This is a genomic window from Dinoroseobacter sp. S76, assembly GCF_049801095.1.
Taxonomy (GTDB): domain Bacteria; phylum Pseudomonadota; class Alphaproteobacteria; order Rhodobacterales; family Rhodobacteraceae; genus Dinoroseobacter.
Genome location: NZ_JBNAGH010000002.1, coordinates 689,407 through 702,696 on the forward strand (window position 1 = coordinate 689,407; position 13,290 = coordinate 702,696).

Genomic DNA, 13,290 nt, shown 5'->3' on the forward strand with positions numbered 1-13,290 from the left:
CTTGTTGGGCAGGGTTTGGGCAGGTCTTTTGCGGGATCAGGCGAGGCCCTGAATCCGCTGCAGCTCCTGCAGCGGTGGGGTCTCGGCGATTTGTTTCGGCTCCAGCAGGGGCCACTTGACGCCAGAGGGTCGCTTGGCGCGCCGCTCCACCGTGAAGAGGGTCGCGGGCGTGGCGATCTGGTCCACGAGGATGTCGGTCTCCGAAGGCTGCAGTTCCTCATCGACGACCTGCACGTCATGGACCACGGCGATCACGGGCGTGCTCTCATCCACGAGCCCCAGATCCGTGAACATGCCCCACTCCAGATCGAAGAACCCATGCCCCTTGCCAAAGCGCACCCCGTTCTTCGACACCGCCGAGGCCCCGGTCACCATCAGATCAAAGCGCCCGCGCCGGGCGATCCCCTCCAGCGAGATCGGCTCGCCAAAATGCTCCATCCCGTCGAGCCAGGACGCATAGAGCGCCGCGCCCGCCGGGATCTTGGCCGGGTCTATGAAAAGAAAGCCGCGATAGATGCCATAGGTCGACATCACGAAAGGCTTGCCATCCTCGATCATCCGGCGGCGCAGATCCGCGAGGCAGTTGTCCGGCGTGATGAAGGCAAAGCTTGAGGCGTCATAGGCTGGCTCGGCCACAAGCCGATCCGTGGCCATCTCCGAGCCCTCGAAATCAGGAATGACCTCGGCAAAGTTCATGTGGAACCGCGTGTCCGGCTTGGCGACATCCTGCAGCTTGGTCCAGATCCGCTCGCGCACCACCTTCGATGTAGACATCCCGATTCCTCGTCAGTTTCACTGTTTCAAGTTAATGAAACACAGGTTTCATACGTCAAGTTGAAAAATGGCGCAGCACGCGATAGGGGTGGAAAATGGCTTCGAGATTGATCCTCCGCATTCAGGAAAAGCAGGCGCGCCTGACGGGCAGCGAGAAGAAGATTGCCGAAGTTCTGGTGAACAATCAGGGCCTTATCGAGACGCATACCGCCACGGAACTGGCCAAGCTCGCCGGGGTTTCCAAGGCGACGACTGCCCGTTTTTTCCGCAGTTTGGGATATGTGGATTTCGAGGAAGTGCGCCTCCAGGCCCGCGAGGAACGGGATCGCACCCAGCCCTACACCCAAAAACCCGCCGCTCAGGCGCCGGTCATTCTGGGCCGGTCCATGGGCGATCATCTGGATCTGGAGCTGCGCAACCTGACCCGCACCTTCGAGGAGCTGCGCTCGGACAAACTGCCCGAGATTGCAGAGATCCTTTCCTCCGCCCCGCGGGTCTGGTTCGTCGGGTTCGGGGCGGATGACGGGGCGGCGCGCATCGGCAAGACCGTCTTTTCGCGGCTGCGCCATGATGTGCATTACCTCGATGGCGCGGGACAGGATTGGGCGAGCCAGCTGGCGATGATGGGGCCGCGCGACGCGCTTGTGCTCGTGACGCTGGAGGAGAGGCCGAAACTTCTACGCTCCCTCCTGACCTATGCGCGGACCTCGCGGCTGCGGATCATCACCATCACCGATCATCTGTTTCAAGCCCAGGCCGAGCGCTTTTCGGAGGCGGTCCTGCCCTGTCATGTGGCGAGCTACGGTATGCTGACCACCCATGCGACGGTGGTCTCCATGCTGCGGCTTATCGCGATTGCCTATGCGGGCAAGAACCAGGACGCGGTGAAACAACGTGCCGAGACGCTGGAGGCGATCACCGAAGAGCTGGATCTTTTCGAATAAGCGCGCCCGTCGCAACAATTGAAACACGTCGGCCGCTTGACCGAAAAACTCCCGAAACACAGAGGGCGCATCCTGCGATCCAATCGGCGGAGACCCCGCCATGTCATGGATTGGAGGACCCCCGATGGACACTCAGGATATCGCACGCGTGCAGGACAGTTTTGCGCAAATCAAACCCGGCGCAGAGGCTTTGGTCGGGGTTTTCTACGCCCGGCTCTTTGCGCGCACGCCTGCGCTGCGGGCGATGTTTCCGCAGGAGATGGACGCCCAGCGCAAGAAGCTGACCCGCATTCTCGCAACCGCCGTCGCCGCCCTGGCGCAGGTCGAGACATTGGTCCCCGCGCTCAAGGAGATGGGCGCGCGTCATGTCACCTATGGCGTGACGCCCGAGCATTATGATCTGGTGGGCGAGGCCCTGCTCGGCGCGCTGGCCGCAGCGCTCGGGCCGCGCTGGACGCCTGAGCTCGCCGCGTCCTGGACCGCGGTCTATGGCGTTCTCGCTGGCACGATGCTGGCCGGGGCTGAGGCGGCGACCGCGCTGGACGCGGTCTGATCCCGCCCGGCCCGGGGCTACCGGGCTGCGCGGGATTGGGGCAGAGTGGCTCCGACGAAACCGCCGCGATGTGACCATGGACCCGACCTTGTCAAATGCCGCCCTTACAGAGGTGCTCGAGACCTGCAGTGACGGGATGGCGATTTTCGATGGCGCGCAGTGCCTCGCCCGCTGGAACGCACGCTTTGAAGCCGACCTCCCCGAGACGGAGCTCGTGCTGCGCACCGGCCTCTCCTGGGCGGATCTGTGTGGAAGCACAAAAGGGACACCACTCAGCGAGGGCTTCGCGAGCTTGGACACCCATGTCCGCGCGGGCCTTGATGCGCCCCAAACCCAGACGGTACGCACCGCCGGGGGAGACAGTCTGTCCCTGACCCTGCGCCCGCTGGCCGGTGCGGGGTTCCTGCTCGCCATAGCAAACGCGCCCGCGCGGCCGGAGGCGGCGGGCGGGACCGAGCCGCTCAGCGCGCTCAGCCGCCTGATCGAGGCCTCGCCCATCAATCTGGTGATCTATGATCTGGGCCGTGAACGGTTCGTGCAATGGACCCCGGCCTGGGCGGATCTCTATGGCGACCCCGAGGACATCCAGCAGATCTGGGTCGATCCCTCGGATCGCGACGCCTATGTGGCAGAGCTGCGCAGCGCGGGCCGCATCGACAACTTCGAGGCGCAGTTTCGCGGGCGCGGTGGGCGGATCTTTCCCGGGCGCGTCTCCGCGCGGCTCGTGGCCCATGAGGGCACGACCCTGAGCCTCGCCTCGACCACGGATATGACCACCTATTACGCCCAGCGCGACGAGCTGGCCCGTCAACGCGAAGCGGCGTTTCAGACCGAGAAACTGACCGCCCTCGGCGAGCTTCTGGCCGGGGTGGCCCATGAGCTGAACAACCCGCTCTCGGTGGTGGCGGGCCAGGCGCTGATGCTGCAGGACGACACGCAAGATCCCGAAGCCCTGCGGCGCATCGACAAGATCCGCAGCTCGGCTGACCGCTGCTCGAAGATCGTGACGACCTTTCTGGCCATGGCGCGGCAAAAGCCCTCGCGCCTCGTGCCGATCGACCTCAACGAGACGATCGAGCTCGCGCTGGATGTCGGGACCTACGGGTTGCGCCGCGCGGGGATCCCGGTGGAGCGGTCGCTTGCGCCCGACCTGCCCCGGATCCCCGCCGATGAGGACCAGATTGCTCAGGTGGTCATGAACCTGCTCGTGAATGCGGAACAGGCGATGGCGGGGAGCGCATCCCCTGCCCGTGTGAGGATCGAGACCTGGCATGATCCCGCGCGCGGCATGGTCTGTGCGAGCATCGCCGATACCGGGCCGGGCGTGCCGGACGCGTTGCAGGCGCGGATCTTCGAGCCCTTCTTCACCACCAAGGGTGTGGGACAGGGCACGGGGATCGGGCTCGCCCTATGTCACCGGGTGGCGCATTCCCATAATGGGCGGCTCGACTACGCGCCGGCCGAGGGGGGCGGCGCGTGTTTCATCCTCAGCCTGCCCGCGGCGCAGGACAGGATCGAGACGCCCCGGCCCGCAGCCCCCGGTTGAGACGCCCAATTCGCGCCCCGCTGCAACAATCGAAACATGGGACGACATCCTTCTGAAACGCGGCCCGGGCTAATCTGGCACAACACAGCCGTCACGGAGGCCCCCATGTCCAGATCATCCCGCGCCCGCGCACAGCACAAAACCGCCCAGGCCTATTTCGAGACCGTCACCCTCGCCGCGCAGCTTGGCTTTACCGGCGACCTCTGGGCCGCCTACGCCACCGGAGACTTCGCGATCCCGCGCTCGGGGCACTGCCCGTGAGGCTGGTGCGCAGCCTCGCAGCCGGGGCCGCACCGGATTTGCGCCCTGCGCGCCCCTGTGTCAGCCTGCCCGGGACCCGAGGGAGCCGGCCCATGCGCAACGCCCATATCCTGATCTGTGACGACGAACCCGATCTGCGGGAGATGGTGGGCGAGTATCTGGAAAAGCGTGGCTATACGGTGCAGCTCGCCAGCGACGGGCAGATGCTCGACGCTCTGATCGCCGAGACGGAACGGGTGGATGTGGTTCTCCTCGACATCAACATGCCGGGCGAGGATGGCCTGTCGATCCTGCGCCGTTTGCGGGACCAGCATGACTTCGCCGTGCTCATGCTCACGGCGGCGAACGAGACCATCGACAAGGTGCTCGGTCTCGAGATGGGGGCCGATGACTATCTCGCCAAGCCGGTGGATCTGCGCGAGGTGGATGCCCGGATCCGGGCCGTGCTGCGCCGTGCCGCGCATCGTGCCACACCCCTGCCCGAGGGTCAGACGCCCGCGCGCATCGGGTTTGGCCGGTTCGAGATGGATCTCGATGCGGCGAAGCTCTTTGACAAAGAGGGCACCGAGGTGCCGCTCACGGCGATGGAGTTTCGGCTGCTCAAGGTGTTTGTCAAGAACCGGGGTCGGGTCCTGAACCGCGATCAGCTGCTGGAGCTCGCCCATGATCGCGGCTGGGATCCCTATGACCGGTCCATCGATATCCGGGTCTCGCGCCTGCGTCGCAAGATCGAGGTGGAGCCCAGCAAACCGCAGCTGATCCGGACCGTGCGCGGCATCGGCTATGTGTTCGACCCGACGGGCTGAGCGGCGCGGGGTCTAGCCGCGCCGGACCAGCAAAGACCCCTGATCGCCTGCGGCCACGAACCCGCCCTCCGGTGTCGTGCTGACCGCGCGGAGCCCGAGCTCTGTCCCGGACGCCTCGAGCGCCCAGCGCTGGCCATCATGGCGACAGACCGCCCCGGCCGCCCCAACCGCAACCACCTGTTCGGCATCTCCGGTAATCGCCAGCAGGTCCGAGCGGGCCCGGGCCGGGGTGATACGCCAGCGCTGGCCATCGAAATGCCCGATCGTCCCGGAGAGCCCCACGACAAAGACATCGTTGAGCCCGCGCCCCCAGACGTCAAAGAGGAAATGCTCGGTCCCGGCATTGAACGCATCCCACCGCGTTCCGTTCCAACGCTGCACGAGGCCGAAATCGCCCACGGCAAGAAGGTGGCGATCATCGGGGCCCCAGAGCCCGTAAAGCGCGCTCTTGGTGCCGCTGGCCATCCGGGTCCAGTCCGGACCCTCCGGGGTTTTCTGAAGGATCAACCCTTCATCTCCCGCCGCGACCAGCGTCGCGCCATCGGACCAGAGCGACAGGATCGTGACATCCATATGGAGGTCATAGACCTTCTCCCACCCTGCCCCGTTGAAGGCATGGATCTCGCCCATCTGACCCGCAGCCAGCAGGGTGCCATCGGGCGCGCGGTTCAGCGCATGAATGCCCAACTGACCCACTGGGGGCAGCGCCGCCCATTGGCCGCGATCCTGCATCAGGACCGTGCCCTCCTCGCCGCAGGCATAGAGCGCGTCGCGATCCTGGTCGTGCCAGAGCCCCCAAAGCTGGCGATCCGTGCCGCTCTCCTGGGCCTCCCAGGCGGCAGCCTCGGTCGGCGCGGCGAGATAGGGTGTGAAATGCTCCAGCGCCTGGGCTTCACCGGCGAGCACCGTACCGAAATCGCCCATGGCCAGCGCATCGCCGGAGGGCAGCGTCACGATGCCGAGAATATCATGGCCGATGCCACTATCGACCCGGGTGATGCGGCGATCGCGGATCACATGGATCTGCCCCGCGTCGCCCACGGCCACAACCCCATGATTGCAAGCTGCAAGCGCGCGAAACCGGGAGAATTCCGCGCCATCAAAGAGCTTTGTCACCCCGCCCTCGGTCCAGAGCGCCAGATCCCCACGGAACCCGCCCGCATCGACGAAGTACCGCCCGCCCGCCAAGAGGACCGACCCATCAGGCAGGCTCAGCGCGGCGGTGAAGTTGGAGTGCAGCGCGCAAGGCTGGACGCTCCACCCCGCCTCTGGATCGCGGATCAGGACCGTGCCATCCCCGCCCGCCGCCAGCAGACGCCCATCGGGCAGCGCGGTGATCGCGCGCAGATGGGCCCGCGTGCCCGAGACCTCGGGGCGCCACTCGGATCCGTCGAAGTGCAGAATCGTGCCGCGATCCCCCACGGCCCAGGCGCGGCCATCGGCGCCCCCCGTGATCGCAAAGAGCGGCGTGTTGGCCGGGCTGCTGGCATATTTGCCTGCCTCATTGACTTCACAGCCGCGCATATGGTGCCACCTATTGCCGTCATGGCGGAGGATCTGACCCATCCAGCCCACAGCCCAGAGCGCCTCGCGCGACTGGCCCCAAAGCGCATGGATCGGCACCGGGGCGGGCGCGGCCTGACGGACCCAATCCTGCCCGTCGCAATGGAAGATGACCCCGTCATCTCCGACCACGAAGACGCCTTCCGCATCGGCCCATCCATCCCAGAACACATCGCCCGAACCCGCGGCGAGCGCGGTAACCAGATGCCATCCCTCGGCGGTTTCCTCGGCGCCGGAAAAGGCCCCGCGCAAGAGCGCGCGGCGCGACGGGTCCGGCAGGCTGCCATCCATCATGCCCGGCTCTCCCCATCACTGGCGCTGCGCAACCGTCCGGCCTCCTGACCCAGAAGTGCGGCGATCTCCTCGCCGAGCTCCGCGCCCTCGGGCAGGTCCGCAAGGGCCGCGTTCAGCTCGCGATCCGCGAGATTGTCCTGAAACAGGTCCCCGAGCGTTGCAGCAACGGCCTTGGAGAAGTCTTTGCGCCCAAGCGCCGCGACCGCGGAAATCAGCGGCCCGAAGGCCGTCGCTGCAACACTGTCCGGATGGGCGCAGACCACTGGCGCGCCCGTATCCGAGCCCATGGCGATCTCCGGGGCGAGCGGCACTGCCGCCACGCGCGGGATCTCCAGCGCCGCGAGCGCCGCATCGAGCCCGGCCTCGGGGAAGAGGTGAAACTCCTCGCTGCAATGGGGACAGACCACTCCGGCCATATTCTCCACCGCGCCAATCACTGGCAGGCCCCGCTCCTTGCAGAACCGCCCGGCCTTGAGGCTGTCCATCTGCGCCACCGCCTGCGGGGTAGAGACGAGCACCGCCGAGACATTCGAGCCTTCGAGCATATCGCAGAGCGTGATCAGCTCATTGCCCGTCCCCGGGGGCATGTCCACGATCAGATAGTCGAGCGAGCCCCAGTCGAAGCTGCCGATCAGGTGGTGGATGAAGTCGTGCTTGTAGGCATCGCGCCAGACGATTGGGGTGGTATCATCCTCCAACATGAAAGCCAGGGAGCCGACTTTCACCGAATGCGCGATGCCATCCGTTTGAAACCCGCGGGTTTGCAGACCGTTATAGGTGGTGCGGGTCTTGGCGCCCGCAAAGCCGAAGAAACGGCTCTGATTGGGGCCGTGGATATCCGCATCGGCGACCCCGACCCGGAACCCGTCCTGCGCGAGCCCGGCGGCCAGATTGGCCGAAACCGTGCTCTTGCCGACGCCGCCCTTATTGGCGAGCACCACGATGATCTGGTCGATCTCCTGCAGCCGCGCCTCGATCAGGCGGGTGTTGTGATGCGGCTTGTCCAGCGCGCAGGTGTCTTCCTGCGGGCAGAACTGGCAGGCATGGCCGAGGGTGCAATCGAGCTTGGCGAGCTTTTCTCCGAACTCCATGTTTCAGCTATCCTCCAGGTTCACGAGGATCCAACCATCCGAGACGCTCTTGAGTCCGTCGCGCTGACCGTCGGAGCCCTGCCAGATGGCAAAGGCCATGGGGACCTCGCCGCGGCGGAAAGAGACCTCGTAGTCGCCCGTGGTCGGGATCGGGCGCGACATGACCACGGACCATTCATTGGCCGCAGGATTGCCCTTGTTGACGAACTCGGCCGCCCCGCTCACGGGTTGATTGTCGAGCATGGTCGTGCTCCCGGGCCCACCGGCGGCGAGGTTCTGAACTTCGCCGCGATCCGAACGCCAGTACCAGATGTTGACCGGCGCATCGGGCCCGTCCCCCATCAGGTACGAGGTGGCATCGTCGCCCAGCGAAAACTGCACGGCAGCCGCGTCCCGGAATCGGTTGGAGCTGGTCACGAGATCGGGCTGGGCATCACGCCAGCGCATCCGCACATAGAACCGCTCGGAGGTGCGGGCCATGGTCAGGTACACATCCTGCCCCTCGTCATCATAGTCGATCCGCAGATCCACGGACTCGTGCACCGACGGCGCCGGAGCCACATGAACCCGGTACTCGGGCAAACGCTCCCAGATGATGTCATTGGGATCATTGACCGAGCGCAGGTAGACGCCATCGGGGATCTTGGCGGCAGAGACCGTATCCCCGGCCTCGAGCAGTTTGATATTCGCCTCGATGATCGAGCTGCCCTCGGCGAAGACCGGCGGGGCAAGGGCCAGAAGGGCGGTGGCGGCGAGGGTTTGGGACAGATGTCTCATCATGTGGATCTCCTTATCCCCAAAGGTTCTGTGTGGCGGGCGCGGCCTGCGCGGCCGCGGCGAGCGCGGGCTTGGGCGCATCCGGGTCGCGAAACGGGCCGACCCGGGCTTCGAGCTCTGCAATCTGGATCTCGGCCCAAGCGGCCATGTCCTGAACCAGCTGCATCACGGTCGGGTCGAGATCCGCGACCGGATCCCGGCGCAGGAGCCCGGCAATCGCCGCAAGGGACGGCTGCAGGTAGCGGCTGAGAAAGTCCCGTTGCGCCCGGCGGGTCGGGTCCGGATCGCGGCCTTGGGCGAGAGCCCGCGCCTCGAGATGGCAAAGCACCGCCATGAACTCGGTCATGCTGGCCAAGTGATCCGGCTCGTCCTGACGCCCTTCATCCTCAGTCGCGGCACGCAGGCCGAAATGCTTGTAGAAGCTCGTGAGGTTGAGCATGAAGACCGGCCGGGTCAGACCGGCTAGGATCGCGTCGTGATCCCCGGCCAGGAGGGGCGCGACCGGTTTGCCCTTGCGCCCATGGAGGAACGCCGTGATGAACCCGGCCTCAAAGGCGGCAAAATCCGCGCAGACCTCGGCGCCAGGCCAGCCCCGCCCGGTGACTTGCGCCCAGGCCGAGTCGAAGGCCGCGTGAAAGTCACCCGAGGCGATGGCCGCGTGAAACTCCGGTGCGGGATGAGACAGGGTCAAGGCCGTGAGCCGCCACAGGGTTTCCTTGGCCGTCGCCCGCGCAGGGGCATTGCCCATGGGCATGTGATCTGGAGAACGCATGGACATGGGCGTCAGCTCAACTTGAACATTTCGGCGTGGCGATAGCCGATCAGGGTGTCCATGAGCTCGCTCTCGCCGCCCTCCTGCTTCTTGCGCCGTTCCGCACTCAGGGTTTCGAGCGCGGACCGCACCCCATCGCCAAAAAGGCTTTCGAGATAATCGATCGGCACCCGCGCCTCATCCGTCGCCCCCCCTTCGGCATCGATCTTGGGGGGCGACATGGGCGGGACGTAGAAGACATTCGGCTTCGTGCCCATCTCGGGATAGAGCGGCAGGGCGACCTTGTATTTCTCGACCAGTTGGTGGATCGGCCCGGCCTCGTCATCCCGGTAGCCGATCCAGCGGATCCGCCCGACGCATTGCTTGGCGCAGGCCGTGGGCAGGCCCTTCTCGATCCGGGGATAGCAGAAGATGCATTTCTCGGATTTCGAGATCTCCTCGTTGAAATAGACCTTCTTGTAGGGACAGGCGCTCACGCAATAGCGGTAGCCGCGGCAGCGCTCTTGGTCGATCAGGACGATCCCGTCCTCCTGGCGCTTGTAGATCGCGTTGCGCGAGCAGGCCGCGAGGCAGGCGGGGTTCTCGCAATGGTTACAGAGCCTTGGCAGGTAGAAGTAATAGGAGTTCGGATACTCCCCCTCGCCCTCATCCTCGTCCCAATTGGCGCCCCAGGTGGGTTTCACATTCGGGCGCAGCCAGGGGTCGGTACCTGTCATCAGGGCTTCTTCGTAGTTATACTCCCACGGCACCCCGTAATCCTCGGGCGCGGGTTCTTGCCCCATGCGCAGCGCGCCATCGCCGTCGAACCCGCCGCCCATATCGGCGTAGTTCTTGGGATAACCCGTGCCGGGCATGGTCTCCACGTTGTTCCAGTACATGTATTCCCGCCCGTTGCGGTTGGTCCACTGGAGCTTGCAGGCGGATGTGCAGGTGTGGCACCCGATGCATTTGTTCAGGTCCAGAACCATGCTGAGCTGACGTTTCACGGCCATGTCTTAATCCTCCCTCGCGGCGCGGCTTACGCCGGCTCCACGTCGACGCTGCTTTCATGCGCCAGCTGGTTTGCGTTCCATTTGAAGAGCTTGAAGCCCAGATGCCCCCAGCCTCCGGCCAGCTCGAGCGGCTGGATCAGGGTGGCCATGGTGTTGTTCATGGGTTTCATCTGCTCGTATTGGTGCGGCTCCCAGCCATGCTCCATCATGATCGAGCCCTCGGGCATGGACGGATAGAACTTGGCCTGGGCAAAGAACTCGCCCGCGCTGTTGAAGATCCGCACCCGGGAGCCGTCGGTGATGCCCTTCTGGGCCGCCAGGATCGGGCTGATATAGATGTTCGGCTCGCCCCGCTGGAGGCGCAGCATGAACTTGTTCGAACGCCAATTCGAATGGATGCCCCAGCGGGTATGCGGCGAGTAGAAGGACAGCGGATAGTTCGACGCCCCGCTCCCCGCATGGTGCCGCGCCGTGGGAACCACCGCGCCCATCCGCTCAAAGGTCGGGTGGTCGCAATAGAAGGTCACGCGGCCCGTCAGGGTCTCGTAGGGCTTCTTGTCCTGGGTCTGGGCGACAAAGGGGTTATAGGGTTCATCCGGCGGGATGGGCTGGTTGTTGCCCCCTTCGGCATTCATGACGATGAAGCCCCGCTCGGCGGCCTCCTCCAGGGTCACGCCGCCCATTTCCGGGCTGTTCTCCACGAGCCAATTGGTGGCGTCGTAGTCGGTCATGATCGTGCCGTTCATGGTGAAGTCGTCATGGATCGTGTGCAGATCCCGGCTGACATCGCCGTCCTGATAGCCGCTGACCCCGCGCGCCAACGCGCGTTCCTGGATCTTCTGGGTCAGGAGAACCATGATATCCCAATCGGGCTTCGCCTCACCTATTGGATCAACCGGGCGCGAAAACACATTGATAAATCTGTGAAATCCGACAGAGCGCAGATCCCAGGCCTCGTAATGGCTGGCCGCGGGCAGCAGGTAATCGGCCCATTGGGCGGTGCTGTCCATGCGGACATTGATGTCGACAAAGAGCTCCTCGACCTCCTCCAGGATCCGCTCGCGATAGCGGTCGGCGAACTTGTTGCGGCGGAACTTATTATCGGCGATCGAGATCAGCCCCTTCATGTCGCCGTGATAGGGCATCCAGCCTTCGCCGATGCTCTCGTTGATCATCTCCTCCATCTCATCGACGTTGAACCCGACCCGTTCCTTGAGCTTGTCGGCGTCGAAATACTCGCGCGCATGCTCGATCATGTGACCGCGCTGGAACTCGCCGAGGCCTCCGGGCTCGAGCCGCGGGAACTTCTCAAAGCCAAACAGAGCGAGTTGCAGCCAGGGGATGTGCTTCCAGTCAATCCAGGAAGTGTCGAGCCCCCCGGTCTTGCCGCCATGCCCGGTGAGCGCGAGCATCAGCGACTGCGCCCAGCCCGTGTAGATCCCGTTGGAATAGCGGCCCACATTGAAGCCCAGCATCAGGATCGCTTTCTTGGCCTCGGCAAAGCGCTTGGCCTCCTCGCGCACGGTCCGCGCGGCGATACCGGTTTCCTCGGCCATGGCCTCCGGCGAATACTTCGCGGCCTCTGCCTTCACCTTCTCGAAGACCGTGGTGACCTCGATCCCCTCGACGGTGAAGGTCCCCTCCAGCGCCGGGTCGATCCCGTCCAGCACCAGTGTCTTCTCTTCGGAACCCATGGAGCCCTTGAGCATGACCGGTGCGCCCGAGATCGTATCCCAGTGATAGAAATTCTGGTCCGAGCCGCCATCGACCAGATCCGCCTCGCGCAGCATCTTGCCTGTGTCGAGCCGCACCAGCACCGGCAGGTCGGTCTGCTCCTTCATGAAATCCGGCTTGTAGAGCTTGTCCTCGATGATCACGTGGACAAAGGACATGGCCAGATGCGGGTCGGCGCCCTGCTTGATCGGCATCCAGAGATCCGCATGGATCGAGGACGGGTTATAATCCGGTGCGACCGAGACCACGCGGGCGCCGTTATACTTCGCCTCCCAGAGGTAATGGGCATCGGGGATCCGGGTCGCGTTCGGATTGAAGAGCGACATCATGATGTAGTCGGCGTCGAACCATGCATCCGACGTAAAGCTCTCCAGCGGGTTGCCATAGGCCAGATGGGCGCCCGTGTTCAGGTCCCCCACATCCGTGAAGATGTCGAGCTGCACCCCGCCCACCAGCGACGCAAAGCGGTAAGGCGCTGCGAAGCGCACCATGGAGAGGTTGCCGGAGCCCGTATGGGTCATCATCTTGCCCGGCCCGTGCTTCTCGAAAATGTCGATGATCTTGTCGGCGATCTCTTCGGTGATCTCGTCCCATTCCATGCGCTGCCATTTGCCCTCGCCGCGCGCGCCCACGCGCTTGAGCGGATAGCGCAGCCGGTCGCCCTCATACATGGCGGCCGAATGGATCGAGCCCTTTTGGCAGCCCCGCGGGTTGGCATCGGGCACGTTCGGATTGATCTGGGGGTATTTGGCGAGCTGCTCCTCGCGCAGCACGATCCCGTCCTTCACATAGACGTCAAAGGCGCAGTTCCCCACGCAGTTGATGCAATGGGCGGCCTTGCCGATCTTGTCCCAGGTGAATTCGCGACGGTAGAGATCCTCCCAGTCGCGATAGGGGTATTCGTCGCTCAGCGTGTCCTCGATGGGCTCGAGCCGGTTGAGTGACCAGGCCTTGTCGGCCGCGAGCACCCCGGCCCCGACCAGCGTTGAATTCTTCAGGAAATCCCGACGCTTCATGCGCAGCATTTTGTCCCTCCCGTCTGTCGTCGCCCTGACCGGACCAACGTCCGGGTGGGCTGATTTTCGTTGCGATCAGGATAGCGAGGGAGCTTCGGTCAAAGGCTGCGAAGTTGTTAGGAGATGTAAACGAGTTGTAAACAACCGCGCAGGCGGGTTCCGTCAGA

Annotated in this window: 12 protein-coding genes; 5 read left to right on the forward strand and 7 right to left on the reverse strand. The window is 64.7% G+C overall.

All coding sequences use genetic code 11. From position 1 onward, the window contains the following. Positions 1 to 36: 36 nt before the first annotated feature. Positions 37 to 774, reverse strand: a complete 738-nt coding sequence (locus ACP153_RS09150; protein ID WP_424970666.1) for a 5-formyltetrahydrofolate cyclo-ligase — start codon at positions 772 to 774, stop codon at positions 37 to 39. A 95-nt stretch (positions 775 to 869) separates the two neighbouring features. On the opposite strand from ACP153_RS09150, the gene ACP153_RS09155 reads away from it, so the two are divergent. From ACP153_RS09155 to ACP153_RS09175, 5 genes are all read left to right on the forward strand, one after another. Next, positions 870 to 1,718 carry a MurR/RpiR family transcriptional regulator gene (locus tag ACP153_RS09155; protein ID WP_424970667.1) on the forward strand — a complete coding sequence of 283 codons (849 nt, stop codon included), beginning with the start codon at positions 870 to 872 and terminating at the stop codon, positions 1,716 to 1,718. Positions 1,719 to 1,842: 124 nt separating this feature from the next. Continuing rightward, positions 1,843 to 2,271 carry a globin domain-containing protein gene (locus ACP153_RS09160; protein ID WP_424970668.1) on the forward strand — a complete coding sequence of 143 codons (429 nt, stop codon included), beginning with the start codon at positions 1,843 to 1,845 and terminating at the stop codon, positions 2,269 to 2,271. A 76-nt stretch (positions 2,272 to 2,347) separates the two neighbouring features. After that, complete coding sequence (locus tag ACP153_RS09165) at positions 2,348 to 3,817, forward strand: ATP-binding protein (RefSeq protein WP_424970775.1); 1,470 nt, start codon at positions 2,348 to 2,350, stop codon at positions 3,815 to 3,817. 105 nt (positions 3,818 to 3,922) lie between these two features. Beyond that, a complete protein-coding gene (locus tag ACP153_RS09170; RefSeq protein WP_424970669.1) occupies positions 3,923 to 4,078 on the forward strand; it encodes a hypothetical protein in 156 nt (51 codons plus the stop codon). Between the two features lie 92 nt (positions 4,079 to 4,170). Beyond that, complete coding sequence (locus ACP153_RS09175; RefSeq protein ID WP_424970670.1) at positions 4,171 to 4,884, forward strand: response regulator; 714 nt, start codon at positions 4,171 to 4,173, stop codon at positions 4,882 to 4,884. Between the two features lie 12 nt (positions 4,885 to 4,896). On the opposite strand, the gene ACP153_RS09180 is transcribed toward ACP153_RS09175, so the two are convergent. The 6 genes from ACP153_RS09180 to ACP153_RS09205 are packed head-to-tail and all read right to left on the reverse strand — an operon-like array spanning position 4,897 to position 13,132. Beyond that, positions 4,897 to 6,741 carry a WD40/YVTN/BNR-like repeat-containing protein gene (locus ACP153_RS09180; RefSeq protein WP_424970671.1) on the reverse strand — a complete coding sequence of 615 codons (1,845 nt, stop codon included), beginning with the start codon at positions 6,739 to 6,741 and terminating at the stop codon, positions 4,897 to 4,899. Then, positions 6,738 to 7,832, reverse strand: a complete 1,095-nt coding sequence (locus ACP153_RS09185; protein WP_424970672.1) for a P-loop NTPase — start codon at positions 7,830 to 7,832, stop codon at positions 6,738 to 6,740. Before ACP153_RS09185 ends, ACP153_RS09180 begins: the two co-directional genes overlap by 4 nt. A 3-nt stretch (positions 7,833 to 7,835) precedes the next feature. Then, a complete protein-coding gene (locus ACP153_RS09190; protein WP_424970673.1) occupies positions 7,836 to 8,612 on the reverse strand; it encodes an ethylbenzene dehydrogenase-related protein in 777 nt (258 codons plus the stop codon). Between the two features lie 10 nt (positions 8,613 to 8,622). Continuing rightward, complete coding sequence (locus ACP153_RS09195) at positions 8,623 to 9,387, reverse strand: molecular chaperone TorD family protein (protein ID WP_424970674.1); 765 nt, start codon at positions 9,385 to 9,387, stop codon at positions 8,623 to 8,625. A gap of 5 nt (positions 9,388 to 9,392) precedes the next feature. Continuing rightward, positions 9,393 to 10,373 (reverse strand): chlorate reductase subunit beta, encoded by a 981-nt coding sequence (gene clrB / locus ACP153_RS09200; protein WP_424970675.1) that lies wholly within the window; start codon positions 10,371 to 10,373, stop codon positions 9,393 to 9,395. Between the two features lie 26 nt (positions 10,374 to 10,399). Then, complete coding sequence (locus tag ACP153_RS09205) at positions 10,400 to 13,132, reverse strand: molybdopterin-dependent oxidoreductase (RefSeq protein ID WP_424970676.1); 2,733 nt, start codon at positions 13,130 to 13,132, stop codon at positions 10,400 to 10,402. Positions 13,133 to 13,290 lie beyond the last annotated feature (158 nt).

Coding starts and splice junctions, on each gene's coding strand:
- ACP153_RS09150 (WP_424970666.1), bottom strand. CDS start 774: ATGTCTACATCGAAGGTGGTGCGCGAGCGGATCTGGACCAAGCTGCAG.
- ACP153_RS09155 (WP_424970667.1), top strand. CDS start 870: ATGGCTTCGAGATTGATCCTCCGCATTCAGGAAAAGCAGGCGCGCCTG.
- ACP153_RS09160 (WP_424970668.1), top strand. CDS start 1,843: ATGGACACTCAGGATATCGCACGCGTGCAGGACAGTTTTGCGCAAATC.
- ACP153_RS09165 (WP_424970775.1), top strand. CDS start 2,348: ATGGACCCGACCTTGTCAAATGCCGCCCTTACAGAGGTGCTCGAGACC.
- ACP153_RS09170 (WP_424970669.1), top strand. CDS start 3,923: ATGTCCAGATCATCCCGCGCCCGCGCACAGCACAAAACCGCCCAGGCC.
- ACP153_RS09175 (WP_424970670.1), top strand. CDS start 4,171: ATGCGCAACGCCCATATCCTGATCTGTGACGACGAACCCGATCTGCGG.
- ACP153_RS09180 (WP_424970671.1), bottom strand. CDS start 6,741: ATGATGGATGGCAGCCTGCCGGACCCGTCGCGCCGCGCGCTCTTGCGC.
- ACP153_RS09185 (WP_424970672.1), bottom strand. CDS start 7,832: ATGGAGTTCGGAGAAAAGCTCGCCAAGCTCGATTGCACCCTCGGCCAT.
- ACP153_RS09190 (WP_424970673.1), bottom strand. CDS start 8,612: ATGATGAGACATCTGTCCCAAACCCTCGCCGCCACCGCCCTTCTGGCC.
- ACP153_RS09195 (WP_424970674.1), bottom strand. CDS start 9,387: ATGTCCATGCGTTCTCCAGATCACATGCCCATGGGCAATGCCCCTGCG.
- clrB (WP_424970675.1), bottom strand. CDS start 10,373: ATGGCCGTGAAACGTCAGCTCAGCATGGTTCTGGACCTGAACAAATGC.
- ACP153_RS09205 (WP_424970676.1), bottom strand. CDS start 13,132: ATGCTGCGCATGAAGCGTCGGGATTTCCTGAAGAATTCAACGCTGGTC.